Origin of the sequence: Nesterenkonia pannonica, from assembly GCF_019575955.1 — a bacterium.
Lineage (GTDB): Bacteria > Actinomycetota > Actinomycetes > Actinomycetales > Micrococcaceae > Nesterenkonia > Nesterenkonia pannonica.
Window position 1 is genome coordinate 1767762 of sequence record NZ_CP080575.1, and the last position, 14587, is coordinate 1782348.

A 14587-nucleotide genomic window follows, 5' to 3' on the forward strand; every position below is an offset into this window, starting at 1 on the left:
TCCTCTCGTCGTTTTCGGGCATAAAAACCCCGACCATAGGCCAGGGCAGGTTGAGTAGTGGGGGCGGGTTAGGTGGTCACTCGTATTCGCGGAAAACCCCAGGGAATAGGTCAGAGTCAACCGTCCGACATTCTCCACACTGAACGTTCCAGTCAGGCCCGTAGTAGGACGGCTCTGTTGGTGCTCGCATCACGAAGCGGAATTCTCTTCGCTTGCGGCACGTAAAGCACCAGCGCATTTCCCTATCAGGCTCATCACGCACGACTTCCATAGCCGGGCCTCGGCAGATGAAACCCCATCACTCCCCTCTCGCAGGAAGCCCAGGGCGCGCATCGCGGCGTCGGCTCGGCGTCTGAACTCCTGCTTGGCAGGCTTGCTTGCGAGCGCCCACGGCAGAGCAGAGCCGGTGGACATATAGGACGCCTCCGCAGCCTCCTCCTGTGCCACCACCCACTCAAGATCGGTCAGGGTGCGGTATGCGTCAGCGCCAGCGACGAAGCTCCTACCTGCCGTCCTCGCGTGGTGGGACAGGTCTTCATAGTGGCGGCTTACGTGCTCCTCCGCCTTCTCCCGCACTCGTTCCATCCGGTCAGTGGTCGTCATGCCCGTACTCCGTTGCTCTTGAGGGCGTAATAGATGTCCTTCGGGTCAACCATCGCGCCCTCTTCCGTGGCTTCGTCTGCGTACATTTCGATCTCTAGGCATGCTGCTTCAAAGTTCATCCGCTCAGGTCTCATCGGTGGTCCTCTCAATCTCGTCCCGGACTTCTCTGGTGTCCGGCGTTGACTCCATGTACTCCCTGTACTCCTCCCGGCTCAGGTCGCACCGGAAACAGCCGGGGACATGTTCACGATGATTGTGCTGAGTCACGCCGCACGCTCCTTGTCCACGTTCCGGGCCGCACGCTCGCCGGTTGGATCGGTGTACTGGATTGCCCGGATCAGCCGGTCTGCACTCAGCCCCAGAAAATGGGGCATGGCGCGCTCAACCCTGTCCGGCCTCCAGTCAGGCAAGTGCTCACACATCAGCTGCACCCGGTCGAAATGGTTGGTCAGCTCATGCAGGTGGTCGAACACGTCTCGCGCATCCTCGATATCAAACCGGGTACGCTCTTTCGTTGCTGTGATCACGACAGGCTTCTCCTAACTCACCGTCTCCTATTCCAGGAGTCCGGGGCACCACCCGCTGAGGTGCCAAAGTTGAGCGGGTAAGGGAATGGGGGGTCACAGCCGGGATAGCAGCTCTTCGCGTTTCTTCCGGCTCATGCGTTGCGGTGACTCGACGGCCTTCTTCGCCTTGAAGTCGGCCACGTCCTTCTCTGGGATGCGCCACTCCGAGCGCGGCTTGTCGTCGGGGAACTTCCGGGCGTTAGGGAATCGACCCTGGGAGCACCAGCTGCGGATCGTCTTGGGCTTGAAGCCGATAATGGTCGCTACATCCGCCACTGAGAGGTAGTTGCGGGATGTCATGCGGCTTTCCAAACCTTGAGCGACCCGCCATTGCGGGACTTGGAGCGAGCTGCGGTGATGCCGACACACTCAATGAGGCGGCGACGGCGAGCGCTGGCGAATGCGATCCCCACCAGTTGCCATGCTCGGGCTCGCCGATCATCTGGTGTACGTCGTCCGCAGTGAATGCCTGGCCGGTGCGGTGGTAGCGCACACACAGGGAGTCGATAGCGAGCGCTGCGTCGGTCAGCCATGCGGCCTTGGCGTCTGGCAGCGCCATTGGTCCAGTGAGATTGACATCCGTAGTCGGCGTCATCGTTGCGACGGTGCTCATGCCGCTTCCTTGAGCTCATCTGCCCACTCACGGGGAATAGTGCGGCAACGTTGACGCCTACGGCACGGGCGACGCCGATGAGTTCAGCGATGGTGAAAGGGCGCGTGCCCTTCATGGAGCGCTCGAAGCTCTGGCGAGACATTCCTGCGCTCTGGAACACGTGAGTCCGGCTGGATCCGCGTGCGGCGATGTACTTCTCGATGTTGTGGGCGATGGCTTCGCCTGCTGTCTGCTGTGCGTCCATATGGACACAGTACCGGGCCATATGTGATCATGCAAGCACTTCGCGCGGCCATTTGGTCACACGTCGAGACGTTTTGGACTTGCGCGTTATCAGTTCGGTCACATATTGTGTACGCATGGGACACGAACCAACGAGCTTAGAGATGGCGCTTAGCGCAGAGATTCGCGCAGAGATGGCCGCACAGGGCCTTACGCAGGGCAAGCTCGCGGCGGCCGCAGGAATCTCACGGGAGGCGCTGTCCCGCTACCTGTTTGGCACGCGCGCTATGCCGATCGATGTCTACATGCGACTGAGCCTGCAGCTCGGGCTCGCACCGCATGAGCTTATGACTCGTGCTCAGAAGCGAGACGAGCAATGATGTCGGCGGGCTCAAGCTCCAGTAAGCGAGCAAGGTGCACCACATCCGCAATGGTCTTCACTCCACCGCTTCCACCTCTGTCACACATCTTCTATACCCCCTCAGGTTCGAATCTTTGTTCGAGCGTACAGCGAGGCACTGACATGGGCGGTGACAGCACATGGTGAACCGAAGCACTGCGCCCCGGTCTAAGCTCGATTGGTATAAGCAGGCCGCACGCGCCTCCCAGGAACTCTCCCACGCAGACTTCCGCGTGCTCATGGCTATCGCCAGCTACACGGACAGCAATGGGTCCAACGCACACCCTGGCAAAGAGCGCCTAGCTGCTAATACCGGCATCCATATAAAGAATCTCCGTCGCCACCTGAAAGCCCTCGAAGAGTCAGGATGGATCATGGTTGAAGAGGCTGGCGGCAACGCACGCTTCAAGGGTGCCGCGACGGTCTACCAGCTGACCACCCCACAAAGGGGAGTCATAGTGATTCCAAGGGGAGTCATGGTGACGCTGGAAGGGGAGTCACTACTACTCCCCATCAAGTCCTTCATCAGGTCCTATTGATCATTCCGCTGACGCGGCGTCACTTGCTTCGCAATCGACGGCGCAGGTGATTCGACCGAATGTCAGAGATTGGACCCGATTCGACGACCTGGACACCCTCACGGAATGGCTCGACACCCACGTCCCCGGATGGCTCAGTGACCACGTTGCGCAATTGGCAGTGCCGAGCATGTGGGAAGGCCACCAGCACCCGAAAGCCATCATCGGATATGTACTCAGCCGCCACGGCATGAAGATTGCAGCATGAACACCACAGTGAAGGAATACGCCATGAAGAAGACAGCAGTTGTTGCCCCACTAATCGTGGTCGCTGGCCTTGCCGTGATCATCCTGGTTCTCTGGGCCATGAATCGGCCCGGTCCACTCGAAGCTGCCGACGCGGCCTGCGAAGAGGAGGCGCCGGGCGCAATCTATTGGGGTAGTCGCGAGTACCTGGAGATATCCTCTATCGCCACGGAGAACCCGCAGGCCAGAGAAGGTTACGGCGAGAGCCAGGCCGACGCCTTCCTGTGTATTTCACGCGAGCTCGACATGCCACAGCGAGTGCGTAGCGACATCGCTCAAACGTCTGCGATCCAAGGTCAGCGCAGCGCAGGTGGGACGGCATATCTGCCCATTGGAGCTTCCACCCTGACCGGGGTATGGAGATCATCTTCGAGGAAGGGTGACGTCACATTAGACCTGTTCCCATTGGGGCCCGACACGCAAAAGACTTGCAAGTTTGAAACACCCAGGTCACATGGGTGCGCAGTTGAGATCTACGCTTGCATGAGGTTGGTTCCTGTAACTACATCAAGTGGCTTCGCCAGGAGTCCTTGCGTCCTCCACCAGGCATGCACTGTTTCGAGCAACCCATCGCCTCGAAAGTTCTCTGGACCCAGTGCCTCAGTCGCGCATTGGGCGAGGTGCTCGAGCATTCGTATCTCCATCACGTGGAAATCTTGATGCGCTGGACTAACCCATACGCGGATTGGCTGGATCCCGAGGCCGCGAGCCGCTGCGCAGTGTGTTCTGAGTCGCATGAGTGGGTTGACGCTGCGGCTACCTTGACAAGCCCCGGTGAGCTCCAAGCAATAGAGGTAGCCACCTCGCAGGTCGCTGAGATGTGGAACACTCACTCGCGGCACCTTGTCTACGGCTGCCACGGTCCCAGTGGACTCATAGGCGAAGAAGTGTGTTTCCATCAGCTCGTTTATGGCTTGCTCACGCTTTGCGTGGTGTTGAGTCCATCGGCCCATAAGTTGAGTATTACACCCTCCGGCGCGTAATAAATGCCTGTTCCTTTGGGAACACTGAGGCGGACATCCGGGGTCTTTGACGGCCATCGACGTCTCGTAACAATCGGCGCTCGATGAGCGTGCATCCCTGTCATTCCGGGCGAGTATCGGCATTTCGTCCAATGAGATGTTGGGGTTCGAGTCCTCTCGGCGCACTCAAGAGCCGTGGCGATGTCTCGCACCTGTCCCCACTGCTTCGAGCCCATACGCTCCCCTCAATGTGCACCGCCCGTACACCTGACTGCTGCGCGGGCGGGCGTAGAGTGCCGGCATGAGCACACACGGCACCCTCTCGCCCGGTCCTCCTTCGCCCGCAGCTCGACTCGCATCGCACTTGGGGCCGCGCTGGTCGGCGCAGGTGTCAGCCACATGACGGTCGCCCGCGAAGAGTTCCAGGCCCAGGTGCCGGAGTTCGTTCCGCTGTCGAAGGACGCCACGGTCCTCGCCTCGGGCGTCTGCGAGGTCGGCTTGGGCCTCGCACTGGTGTTCCCGGCAGGCATCGACGAACGGTGGGACGGGTCGCCGCAGGATTCTTCACGGCCATCTTCCCCGGCAACATCGCCCAGTGGTACCACCGGCGCGACGGCTTCGGTCTGGACACCGACCGAAAGCGCGCGATTCGTCTGCCCTTCCAACCGGCGCTCGTGGTAGGCGTGCTGTGGGCCACCCGCCCACCTCGCCTGCGCTGAAGCCCCGAACGCACGCTGGAGGTACGTGCGGGCAGCATCCAGGGGTGCTCATCTCAGGCTGTGCATGATGTGGGGACCCCAATATCAAAGGAGTTCCAGCATGTTGCAGACGATTCACGATCTCGGCTTCCGCTCAGAGCACGCGTACAACGCAGCCCTCATCTCCGTGGGCGTCTCCGCAGGCAGCTGGGTCATCTCCCGCTTCGCCGGCGACGAGTCCAAGCCGCAGGCAGACCGGTGGGGCATCTTCGTCGGTCACTGGGCTCCCACCTTCTTCGGACTGGGCCTGGCCCTCTCGCAGCTGGAGAAGCGCGGCAAGCGCTGAGCGCGCCCTGAGCGTCTGACGCTGAGGCCCCGGTTCGCATATGCGGCCGGGGCCTCAGCGCGCCTGCTCTGCGGCGCGGAGCCCGCCCACCCATTTCCCCCGAACGGGAAATCACTACAGTGGCGGACATGAGCTTCCACGCCGCAGTGATCGAGCAGGAGACCGAGAAGGGCAAGATCCTTCAGCACACAGCGGAAGTGAGGAGCTGTCGGACGACTTCCTCAGCCCCCATGCCGTGACCATCGATGTCACCCACTCGGGAATCAACTACAAGGACGGTCTGGCCATTCTTAAGCAAGCCCGGTGTCGTCCGCGCTTCACCGCTGATCCCAGGCATCGACCTGGTCGGCACCGTCGTCTCCTCCGAGGACGAGCGCTGGGCAGTAAGCGATCATGTTGTCCTGACCGGCGACGGCCTGGGTGAGACGCAGCACGGCGGCCTGGCCCAGAGGGCGCGGGTGTCCGGAGATCACCTCGTTCGGGTTCCCGAGAGCATCAGCCACTCTCGTGCCGCCGCGATCGGCACAGCGGGCTTCACGGCGATGCTGTGCGTCCTGGCCCTCGAGGACGGGGGCATAACTCCCGAGTCCGGCGACATCGTCGTCACAGGCGCCTCAGGGGCGTCGGCTCCGTGGCCGTGGCGATCCTGGCGCGGCTCGGCTACCGCGTCACGGCCGTCACAGGGCGCGTGGAGGAGCATGGCGACTACCTGCGCGGCCTCGGCGCCGCCGACGTCATCCATCGTGAAGAGTTCGCCGACCCCGGAAAACCGATGCAGAAGGCCCGATGGGCAGGCGCCGTGGACAGCGTCGGCTCCACTCCCCTGGCAAACGTCCTCGCCCAGACGTCGAATGAGGGCGTAGTGGCTGCATGCGGACTCGCCGCAGGAACGGACCTGCCCACAAGCGTGGTGCCGTTCATTCTTCGCGGCGTGACCCTCAGAGGCGTCAACTCCGTGACACAGCCGCTGGCGGTGCGCGAACGCGTATGGCACCGGCTCAGCACGGATCTGCCCCTCGATCTCCTCGACCAGATGACCGAGACGATAGGCCTGAACGACGTCTTCTCGCAGGCTGAGAAGATCCTCGCCGGAGAGGTCCGGGGTCGAACAGCAGTTCGGGTCACTGAGCGAAAAGTAGGCTGAGAAGCACCTCCGCGGCCCCTACCAGCGGGTTCGGAGCCTGCTTCGGCCAGATCATCGATACCTGGGCGGTCGGACCTCCGGCGATCCTGAGGTAGCGCAGCCCTTCCGGGCGGTGCTGCTGTGAGGTTGCGGACGTCGTCACACCGATGCCCCGCCCCAGCCACGGCGTCGAGCCACGAGTCGGTGGAATCCACCACGAGTGCCGGTGGGAGCCGGATGGCTCCCCACGCCCGATCCAGCGGCACATCCGACCCCGTATTGAGCACCAGGGGCGGTAGGCGAACTCATGAGGGCGACCTCGCCCCGGTCGGCCCAGACGTCGTCATCAGCGACCGCCACCATCAGCGCCTCCTCCCCAACGCCGCAGACCCATACCGTCGCCCCTCGGGCACGGAACGCACCACCGCAGCATCGACGAGGCCCTTCAGCCACCCCTGCGCTCGGGGCGCGGCCGTGCACCAGAACAAGATCCGACTCGGGATTGTCCCGCCGCCACAGCCGCTGCAGCTGCGGCGTGCGCCCCGGCAACGGTGGCGACGTAGCCGAGCCGCAGCTGCACGGCGCCTCGGGCGGTCTGCTCCGCCGCTGCGGCGAGCTGGAGCAGGCTTCGCACCTGGGGAAGCGCGCGCCGCCCTCCTCGGTCAGGGCCGCCTCCCGGGGCATTCGACGCACCAGCTGGACGTTCCACGCCTCCTCGAGCGCCCGCAGCCTGCGCGAGACCTGAGCCTGCGAAATGCCCAGAGTGATCGCGGCGTCCGTCAGCGTCCCTCGTCTGCGATCGCGATGAGGCACTGTGCGTGGCGCAGATCCCAATCCATACACTCAGCGTATAGCAGACAGAGTGCATGCATTATGCGCAACCGGACGTCTGACTGAGACTCGTGAGCATGAGCAGCGGACTCCAGGGACGCCCAGGCCGGGGCTTCACTATGATCGGTACCAGCGCAGCCAGCACCCAGGCGGGCGCAGCGATCGGATCGCTGGCTTTTCCCACCCTGACGCCTCTGGGTGTGGTGGCCGCGCGGCAGGTAGTTGCTGCGCTGGTCCTCAACAGCCTCGCCCGCCCCAGCCTGCACCGGCTCACCCGCGCCCAGTGGGGGCCCATCGCCCTTCTCGCCTTCTTCTTCGCGGGGATGAACACCGCTCTGTACACGGCTGTGGACCGGATCGGCCTGGGCATGGCGGTGACCATCGAGTTCCTCGGTCCGCTGGCCGTCGCCATAGCGGCCTCACGCCGAGCTCGCGACGTAGGGTGCGCCGCCATCGCGCTTCTCGGCGTCGTCCTGCTCACACGCCCCAGCCCGACCAGTGATTTCGTCGGCCTGGGCATCGCCCTCTTCGCGGCTGTCTGCTGGGTAGGCTACATCCTCACCAACAGGGTGGTGGGTCGGCGCGTCAGGGCTGACCGGAACGGCCGCAGCGACGATTCTCTCCTCCGTCATGACAGTTCCCTTCGCCATCGGAATAGTCATCAGCGTCCAGCCTCCGCTGGAGGCGTACCTGTTCGCCGCGGCGGTGGCGTCCTGAGCACTGCTGTCCCCTATTCGCTGGATCTCATCGTGCTTCGTCACATCAGCCCGCTCGTGTTCGGGCTAGGCATGTCCCTGAACCCTCTCTTCGCCGCGCTCCTGGGGTCGGTGTTCCTCGCTGAGGATCTGCCCCTCATGGCATGGGCCGGAATCGGACTCGTCGTGGCCGCGAACGTGCTGATCATGCTGAGCATGCACCCGCCGCGGCTTCTGCGCAGACGCCGCCCGATGGACCTTCAGGCGGGCGGGACCACCCTGAGGTGACCCTGCGCAGAATACGCTCCGCCGGTGTAGCCTCCTGAGTATGGATACTCGCACTCTTGGAGGAACTGGACGCAGCGTCTCTGTCATCGGCCTCGGCACGTGGCAGATCGGCGGAGACTGGGGAGACGTCTCCGACGCTGATGCCCATGGGGTCCTGGACGCGGCGGCGGAGAGCGGCATCACCTTCTTCGACACCGCCGACGTCTACGGCGACGGCCGCAGCGAGCAGAGGATCGGACAGTGGATGAGGTCCAACCCTGACTGGAAGGGCACTGTCGCCACCAAGATGATCCGCCGCGCGCCGGAGCCGACCTTGGAGCACGCCACCCTGGAGAACTTCCGTGCATGGACCGACAGGTCTCGGAAGAACCTGGGCGTGGAGACGCTGGACCTCGTCCAGCTGCACTGCCCCACCGATGACGCCGTGTTCTCCTCGGATGCCGTCTATGACGCTCTGGACACACTCGTCGAGGAGGGGCGATCGCCTCCTACGGAGTCAGCGTGGAGACCGTGGATCAGGCGCTCACAGCCATCGAACGGCCGAACCTGGCAACGGTGCAGATTATCCTCAACGCGTTCCGGCAGAAGCCCCTCGAGGCGGTGCTTCCCGCCGCCCAGGAAGCCGGGGTGGGAATCATCGCGCGTGTGCCCCTGGCCTCCGGCCTGCTCGCTGGGCGGTACAGCAAGGACACCACCTTCGCCGCCGACGATCACCGAAGCTTCAACCGGCGGGGAGAGGCCTTCGACGTCGGCGAGACGTTCGCCGGCGTCGACTTCGAGAACGGCGTCGAAGCTGCCCGCGAGTTCACGGAGATCGCCCGGGACACCGGGTGGCGCCCGCCCACGGCCGCCCTGGGCTGGGTGGCTCAGCAGTCCGGGGTCTCCACCGTCATTCCCGGCGCCCGCAATGCCGCCCAGGCGCAGACCAACGCCGAAGCCGGCACCATGAACGCGCTCCCGGAGAGATTCTTCGAGGCCGCTGCAGAGCTCTACGAACGGCGCATCAAACCCGAGGTCCACCACCGCTGGTGAGCCGCCGCGGTCCCACGGTGGGCGAGCTGCGCAGGCAGGTCAGGCCCGAGGCGTGCTTGAATGGCACGTATGACGCAGACGCCCGAAGCCCCAGGTGAGAACGCGAGTAGCTCGATGACGACAACCTGACCCGCCACGAGGCAGCCGAACGCGCTGCCGCTGTGAGCGTGCAGTCAGTGACCGCCCATCTGGACCTCTCGGGGGCGGAGCAGCCCGCTGCGGCCACCTTCCCCGTGGAGGCGACTCTGCATATCACCTACGATGCATCGGCCAGCGAGCAGACTCCGTTCCTCGACTACCTCGGCGCATCGGTCGAAGCGCTGACGATCAACGGCGAGGACCGCGACGCCTCGACAGCCGCGGGGACGCACGGATCCAGCTCGACGGCCTGGCAGACGGCGAGAACACCATCGTCGTGCGCGCCACATCGAGGTACTCCCGATCGGGCGAGGGCCTCCACCGGTACGAGGATCAGGACGGCAGCGTCTACCTGTACAGCCAGTGCGAGTCCGCCGACGCCCGGCGAATACTCCCGGTCTTCGATCAGCCGAACCTGAAGACCAGGTTCACGTTCAGCATCACCGGCCCCGATGCGTGGCTGCTGCGCTCCAACTCCCCGTCTCATCGCAGGAGACGGTAAGCAGAGGCATGACGACGGTGACGTTCGCCGAGACCGCCCTCATGTCCAGCTACCTCATCGGGTTCATCGCCGGTCCGTACCATGAGGTGACGGACGAGTGGGCGCACCCCGATCGAGACCTGACTCTGCACCTCACGGTGCTGGTGCGCCGAGCCATGGCCGACCACCTCGACGCTGAGAACCTCTTCACCATCACGAAGCAGGGCCTGACCTTCTTCCATCAGGAGTTCGGGTACCCCTACCCGTGGGGCGGCGCCGAGCCCAACGCCGAGGGCAGTGCCCGCGGGAAGTACGAACAGGTGTTCGTCCCCGAGTACAACGCGGGCGCAATGGAGAACCCGGGCCTGGTGGTCTTCACCGAGCGGCTCATCTTCGACACCGCCGCCACGGAGGCCCAGCATGAGCTGCGCGCCAACGTCATCATGCACGAGATGGCGCACATGTGGTTCGGCGACCTGGTCACCATGCATTGGTGGGACGATCTGTGGCTCAAGGAGTCCTTCGCCGACTACATGGGCTCGCTCGCTGTTGACGAGGCCACGGACTTCGACACCGCCTGGGTCGCGTTCGCCAACGGTCGGAAGGCGTGGGCCTACGTCCAGGATCAGCTCCCCACCACCCATCCGATCGTCGCCGACATTCCTGACCTTCAGGCAGCGCACCAAAACTTCGACGGAATCACCTACGCCAAGGGCGCCAGTGTGCTCAAGCAGCTCGCCGCCTACGCGGGGCGCGACGCGTTCCGCCAAGCGGCCCAGCGATACTTCGCACGGCACGCCTTCGGAAACACCGGCCTCAGCGACTTCCTCAGCGTGCTCCACGAGACGACGGGCAGGACATGCACGCCTGGTCACAGGCATGGCTGGAGACAGCAGGCATTCCGATTCTCGAGGTCGAGGTGTCCGAGGACGCGGTGAGCATCCGTCAGACCGGCATCGACCCGTCCACCGGCGGCCAGATCGCCCGCCCTCACGTGGTGGAGGTCGGACTGTACGTCCTCGACGATGACGGGCAGCTCAGCCTGCACTCCTCCGCCCCGTGGAGATCAGCCCTGAGGCTCCCGCCGGTCTCACACCGGTGCCGGGACTGGTGGTTCCCCAGGACCAGCCGCGCCTGGTCCTGCCCAACGATCAGGATCTCACCTATGCCAAGCTGAGCCTGGACCCGGAATCAGTCGCCGCAGCGCTGACTCTGCCGCTCAATGACCCACTGGCACGAGCGACGGTGTGGGCCTCCATGTGGTCCATGGTGCGCGACGGTGAGCTGCCCGCTCCAGAATTCATCAAGGCCGTGTCCGAGCTGGGTCTTCAGATACCTGAGGCGGCCGTGGTCTCCTCGCTGCTTCGCCAGGCAGACGCCGCTGCGGAGCGCTACACCCCGGCCTCTCATCGGCAGGATGTCGAGAGCCGGTTCGCCGCCCGGCTGGCGGAATTCATCGCGGAGCAGAACGGCGGGGATGCGCAGCTGGCTGCCGCAAGGACATTGGCGTCCCTCTCCCTCAGGCATGGATCCCAGCTGGACCTGCTCGCGGGCCTTCTGGACGGCGAGGCCTCCGCGCACGGAATACTGGGGCTGGAGATCGACGAGCAGCTGCGGTGGGCGTTCCTCCAGGCGCTCGTGGCCCACGGCAGAGCCGCGCAGGAACATGTGGATGCTGAGCTTGAGGCGAAGCGGACAGCCCGCGGGGCGATCGCCCACCGCATGGCACTGGCATCCCGACCGGAACGCAGGGTGAAGGATTCTGCCCTCCAGCAGGCCCTTTCGGGCACGGACGAAGATGGCCAGGAGCTTTCCAACGATCATCTGTCAGCTGTCATCGACGGATTCGGGGCCGACCCGCAGAATCTCACCTCCGGCTACGAGCCCGAGTACTTCGCCTCGCTGAACCGTGTGTGGGGCTCCATGACGCTCGGGAACGCTGGTCGTGTGGTCCGCGGCCTCTTCCCGTCAGTCGCGCACCCTGAGCCGGGCCAGACGGCCTCCGAGCATCCGGCGGCCGTACGCACTGCCGCCTGGCTCGAGGAGAATCCGGACGCCCCGCGTGCACTGCGTAAGCTGATCCTGGAGGAGCAGGACGCACTCCTGCGCAGCCTCAGCGCTCAGGCGAACGTCGGGTCCTGAGCCTGCCTCTTCGACTTACGACGGTCCAGCAGCAGCGTCAGACCGATCGCCAGGCCGAAGAGCAGGCACAGGGGCGCCATGATGATGAACATGGTGATGACCTCGCCTCCAGGCGCGGCGATCGCAGAGATGACGGCGATGAGCATGACCACCCATCGCCAGGAGCGCAGAATCTGGCGGCCGGAGACCAGACCCATCATGTTCACCCCGACGAGCACGACCGGCAGCACCATGGCAGCGCCGCAGGCGAGGAACAGGTGCAGCACGAACGTGAAGTAGACATCCGGGGCGATGAAGTTGGTGGTCCCCTCGGGGTTCAGCGCGAAGAAGAACTGGATCGCCTGGGGCAGCACTGTATAGGCCAACCAGATGCCCGCCAGGAACAGCGGCACTGAGGCTGCGATGAATCCGATCGCGTAGCGCTTCTCCGTCTTCCGCAGGCCAGGCATGATGAATGCCCAGATCTGGTAGAGCCAGACCGGTGACGAAATGACGATGCTAAGCGAACACTGCGATCGGACCAGCATGTCTAAGGGCTGGCCGACCGCGTTGAAGGCGATGGCAGCCTGGCGGGATTCGTCGTCGGCGGCATAGCTGAGGACCGGCTCTGCGATGGCGGAGAAGATCCAGTCGTAGAGGAAGCCTCCGGCGACGGCGCACAGCACCACAGCTGCGCAGGAGATCAGCAGGCGATTGCGAAGCTCTCGGAGGTGATCCTTCAGAGCCATACGCCCCTCGGGATCCCGGCGTGATCGCCTCTCTCTGGGCGAACGGTCGCGCTCCGGGAGCCGCACCGGCTCGACGTTCGGAGGCTGCGGTCATCCGCTCAGCGCTGGTCGTGGCGCTCAGACTCCGGGGTGGGCCGTGCAGTGCGCTCCCCGTCGATCACGCGTCCCTCGACCATGCGCGACTCGTCGCCGCGCCCCTCAGAGGCAGTGTCGTCCTTCTTGAACTCTTTGACCTCGTCCTTGAAGATCCGAGCCGACTGGCCCATCGACTTGGCCAGCTTGGGCAGCTGGCTGGCGCCGAAGAGCAGCAGGACGATCAGGAGAACGATGAGCAGGTGCTGCCAAGACATGGTGCGGCCTTCCTTTCTGACGTTCCGGCCATTCTACGCCGCTCAGCTCAACGCCGAGCTTCGTCGCCCCCTTGGGCGTCGCGCAGCTGCTGCTGGGCGCGGGCGTACACCTGCTGGCGCAGCTCTCGGGGCTGGAGCACCTGAATATCCCCGCCTGCGGCGACGACGTACCCGACGGCGGCCTCAGCACTGCTGAAGTGGGTGCCGATGGTCACCGTGCCGGACTTCTCGCGATGAATGCGGGAAGGGGCGAAGCGCTCCGCCGTCCCGGCGGCCGGGGCGAGAATCTGAGGACCACGCTGATGGACTCGTCCGTGCGCGGAGCAAGGGCCCGCGGCGCTGCGGTCCGCGCAAGGGCGTCTGCGCGTTGGCTGCGCAGCACGTCAGGCAGCGTCTCGATCTGTTCGATGCGCTGGATCCGGAAGAGACGCTCCCCCTCCGCCTGTCGGCACCACGCACGAACATAGACGCCGGGGCCGTCGTGAACGATCTGCACGGGTTCGATCACGCGTTGGGTCCTGCTGTTTAGCGGCGTCGCTGTAGCGAATCCTGACGCAGAAGCCGTAAGCCGCTGCGGCACGGATGCTTTCGAGGGACACGTTCTCCGCGGAGGTGCGGGCCAGGGCCATGGAGTCCGCTGCGCTGACGAGCTCCGGGGACGACCCCAGCGATCTTGCGCCTCAGGCTGCGCACGGCAGGCCCTGTGCCACTGTCGTCCGGCGCGCTCATGCGTTCCAGCGCCTGCAGCGCCATGAGCACGCCGAGCGCACCGTAGCGCGTCAGAGACACCGGGCGGGACATGGTGTCCACCGCCGTGCCGGCCGGGCCGGTGAGCCGCACGGGAACGTCCCGGAGAGATAGTCGCTGCGGAAGCGCTCAGGCTCCAGCGGCGGAAGCGGGTGGACCTCGAGGTAGTCGCCGGAGTAGCCGTCGCCGAAGGTCCCCGTCATACCGAGCGACAGCAGGTCCCGGTGCAGCTGCTCAGCGGTGATGCTGAACCGGCGCATCAGCTCGGAGGGCCGCAGCTGCTGGCCGCTGAGAAGCACGGCGGCCATGTTGATCACGCGATCCACCTTTGCCCCCGCGGCGTCGGCGGGCCGCTGCGCCGCAGCCGGGCGCAGTCTCGGTGCCTTGGGGCGGGGCCTTCGTGTGCCGTCAGCACGCCCGTCAGGACGGTGCTCAGACTCTCCTGCTCGGGAATGTCGGCGAGAACCCGTGCTGTGTCCTCCTGCGCGTCCCCTGCCGCGGCGGCTGCAGCGTCTGCCGCGGCACGGTGCTCGGGGTCATCCTTCTCAGCGGCCGGATGTGGGAGTGGATCCGGTCCATGCGGAAGACTCGATGAGCTTCCTTGTCGAGATCGAACCCGTAGAGGTACCAGTGGCCGCGGACTCCGGCCCCCAGGCCCACGATGCGGCGCTCGGTCGGGCTCGAGCTTCCGCGTCCGGTGTAGTGGAACATCAGCGCCCCACCCATGCCGATCGCGGCGAGCTCCAGGAGACGGTCGATCTCCTGCTCAGAGCCGATCGATGTCTGAAACGACACGGG

The 14587-nt window shown here is 64.9% G+C and carries 17 protein-coding genes and 3 pseudogenes; 10 read left to right on the forward strand and 10 right to left on the reverse strand.

What is annotated here, in order from left to right; translation table 11 throughout:
- Positions 1-189: 189 nt before the first annotated feature.
- The 3 genes from K0H76_RS12730 to K0H76_RS12740 all read right to left on the reverse strand — a co-directional run bounded on the left by K0H76_RS12730 (position 190) and on the right by K0H76_RS12740 (position 1469).
- The gene (locus tag K0H76_RS12730; RefSeq protein WP_258933243.1) at positions 190-603 is read right to left on the reverse strand and encodes a hypothetical protein; all 414 of its coding nucleotides are present in this window, start codon (positions 601-603) and stop codon (positions 190-192) included.
- A gap of 263 nt (positions 604-866) precedes the next feature.
- Positions 867-1130, reverse strand: a complete 264-nt coding sequence (locus K0H76_RS12735) for a hypothetical protein (protein ID WP_258933244.1) — start codon at positions 1128-1130, stop codon at positions 867-869.
- A 93-nt stretch (positions 1131-1223) separates the two neighbouring features.
- The gene (locus tag K0H76_RS12740) at positions 1224-1469 is read right to left on the reverse strand and encodes a helix-turn-helix domain-containing protein (RefSeq protein WP_258933245.1); all 246 of its coding nucleotides are present in this window, start codon (positions 1467-1469) and stop codon (positions 1224-1226) included.
- Between the two features lie 1174 nt (positions 1470-2643).
- Between K0H76_RS12740 and K0H76_RS12745 the strand changes: the two genes are divergently transcribed.
- The 4 genes and pseudogenes from K0H76_RS12745 to K0H76_RS12760 all read left to right on the forward strand — a co-directional run bounded on the left by K0H76_RS12745 (position 2644) and on the right by K0H76_RS12760 (position 6378).
- The gene (locus tag K0H76_RS12745; RefSeq protein WP_258933246.1) at positions 2644-2943 is read left to right on the forward strand and encodes a helix-turn-helix domain-containing protein; all 300 of its coding nucleotides are present in this window, start codon (positions 2644-2646) and stop codon (positions 2941-2943) included.
- Positions 2944-4589: 1646 nt separating this feature from the next.
- Positions 4590-4909, forward strand: a pseudogene (locus tag K0H76_RS12750) (hypothetical protein).
- A gap of 100 nt (positions 4910-5009) precedes the next feature.
- Positions 5010-5234, forward strand: coding sequence for a hypothetical protein (locus tag K0H76_RS12755; RefSeq protein ID WP_146341609.1), 225 nt, complete (start codon positions 5010-5012; stop codon positions 5232-5234).
- A 205-nt stretch (positions 5235-5439) separates the two neighbouring features.
- Positions 5440-6378 (forward strand): annotated as a pseudogene (locus K0H76_RS12760) (oxidoreductase).
- A 138-nt stretch (positions 6379-6516) separates the two neighbouring features.
- On the opposite strand, the gene K0H76_RS12765 reads toward K0H76_RS12760, so the two are convergent.
- Positions 6517-7170, reverse strand: coding sequence for a LysR family transcriptional regulator (locus K0H76_RS12765; RefSeq protein WP_258933247.1), 654 nt, complete (start codon positions 7168-7170; stop codon positions 6517-6519).
- A gap of 95 nt (positions 7171-7265) precedes the next feature.
- Between K0H76_RS12765 and K0H76_RS12770 the strand changes: the two genes are divergently transcribed.
- The 6 genes and pseudogenes from K0H76_RS12770 (at position 7266) to K0H76_RS12795 (ending at position 11964) form a co-directional block, all read left to right on the forward strand.
- A complete protein-coding gene (locus K0H76_RS12770; protein ID WP_258933248.1) occupies positions 7266-8171 on the forward strand; it encodes an EamA family transporter in 906 nt (301 codons plus the stop codon).
- 40 nt (positions 8172-8211) lie between these two features.
- Positions 8212-9203 (forward strand): annotated as a pseudogene (locus tag K0H76_RS12775) (aldo/keto reductase).
- 415 nt (positions 9204-9618) lie between these two features.
- On the forward strand, positions 9619-9843 hold the full coding sequence (locus tag K0H76_RS12780) for a hypothetical protein (protein ID WP_258933249.1): 225 nt from the start codon (positions 9619-9621) through the stop codon (positions 9841-9843).
- 8 nt (positions 9844-9851) lie between these two features.
- Positions 9852-10760, forward strand: a complete 909-nt coding sequence (locus K0H76_RS12785; RefSeq protein ID WP_258933250.1) for a M1 family aminopeptidase — start codon at positions 9852-9854, stop codon at positions 10758-10760.
- Positions 10757-10999, forward strand: a complete 243-nt coding sequence (locus tag K0H76_RS12790; RefSeq protein WP_258933251.1) for a hypothetical protein — start codon at positions 10757-10759, stop codon at positions 10997-10999. Before K0H76_RS12785 ends, K0H76_RS12790 begins: the two co-directional genes overlap by 4 nt.
- Entirely contained in the window at positions 10933-11964 is a 1032-nt protein-coding gene (locus tag K0H76_RS12795; protein WP_258933252.1) for an ERAP1-like C-terminal domain-containing protein, read from the forward strand. The genes K0H76_RS12790 and K0H76_RS12795 overlap by 67 nt, the downstream gene beginning before the upstream one ends.
- Here the strand turns inward: K0H76_RS12795 and tatC are convergent.
- The 6 genes from tatC to K0H76_RS12825 all read right to left on the reverse strand — a co-directional run bounded on the left by tatC (position 11943) and on the right by K0H76_RS12825 (position 14584).
- Positions 11943-12692: a twin-arginine translocase subunit TatC gene (gene tatC / locus K0H76_RS12800; RefSeq protein WP_258933253.1), complete on the reverse strand. Its 750-nt coding sequence runs from the start codon at positions 12690-12692 to the stop codon at positions 11943-11945. The two genes, K0H76_RS12795 and tatC, sit on opposite strands and share 22 nt — an antisense overlap.
- 98 nt (positions 12693-12790) lie before the next feature.
- Positions 12791-13042 (reverse strand): twin-arginine translocase TatA/TatE family subunit, encoded by a 252-nt coding sequence (tatA, locus tag K0H76_RS12805; protein WP_258933254.1) that lies wholly within the window; start codon positions 13040-13042, stop codon positions 12791-12793.
- 47 nt (positions 13043-13089) lie between these two features.
- Positions 13090-13257, reverse strand: coding sequence for a WYL domain-containing protein (locus tag K0H76_RS12810; protein WP_258933255.1), 168 nt, complete (start codon positions 13255-13257; stop codon positions 13090-13092).
- Positions 13254-13550: a WYL domain-containing protein gene (locus K0H76_RS12815; RefSeq protein ID WP_258933256.1), complete on the reverse strand. Its 297-nt coding sequence runs from the start codon at positions 13548-13550 to the stop codon at positions 13254-13256. The genes K0H76_RS12810 and K0H76_RS12815 overlap by 4 nt, the downstream gene beginning before the upstream one ends.
- A gap of 271 nt (positions 13551-13821) precedes the next feature.
- Positions 13822-14106, reverse strand: a complete 285-nt coding sequence (locus K0H76_RS12820) for a hypothetical protein (RefSeq protein ID WP_258933257.1) — start codon at positions 14104-14106, stop codon at positions 13822-13824.
- A gap of 115 nt (positions 14107-14221) precedes the next feature.
- A complete protein-coding gene (locus K0H76_RS12825) occupies positions 14222-14584 on the reverse strand; it encodes a WYL domain-containing protein (RefSeq protein WP_258933258.1) in 363 nt (120 codons plus the stop codon).
- Between the last annotated feature and the right edge of the window lie 3 nt (positions 14585-14587).

Excerpts from the sequence above, each read along its gene's own strand:
- K0H76_RS12770 (WP_258933248.1), top strand. The coding sequence starts at position 7,266 with ATGAGCAGCGGACTCCAGGGACGCCCAGGCCGGGGCTTCACTATGATC.
- K0H76_RS12755 (WP_146341609.1), top strand. The coding sequence starts at position 5,010 with ATGTTGCAGACGATTCACGATCTCGGCTTCCGCTCAGAGCACGCGTAC.
- K0H76_RS12740 (WP_258933245.1), bottom strand. The coding sequence starts at position 1,469 with ATGACATCCCGCAACTACCTCTCAGTGGCGGATGTAGCGACCATTATC.
- K0H76_RS12730 (WP_258933243.1), bottom strand. The coding sequence starts at position 603 with ATGACGACCACTGACCGGATGGAACGAGTGCGGGAGAAGGCGGAGGAG.
- K0H76_RS12785 (WP_258933250.1), top strand. The coding sequence starts at position 9,852 with ATGACGACGGTGACGTTCGCCGAGACCGCCCTCATGTCCAGCTACCTC.
- K0H76_RS12745 (WP_258933246.1), top strand. The coding sequence starts at position 2,644 with ATGGCTATCGCCAGCTACACGGACAGCAATGGGTCCAACGCACACCCT.
- tatC (WP_258933253.1), bottom strand. The coding sequence starts at position 12,692 with ATGGCTCTGAAGGATCACCTCCGAGAGCTTCGCAATCGCCTGCTGATC.
- tatA (WP_258933254.1), bottom strand. The coding sequence starts at position 13,042 with ATGTCTTGGCAGCACCTGCTCATCGTTCTCCTGATCGTCCTGCTGCTC.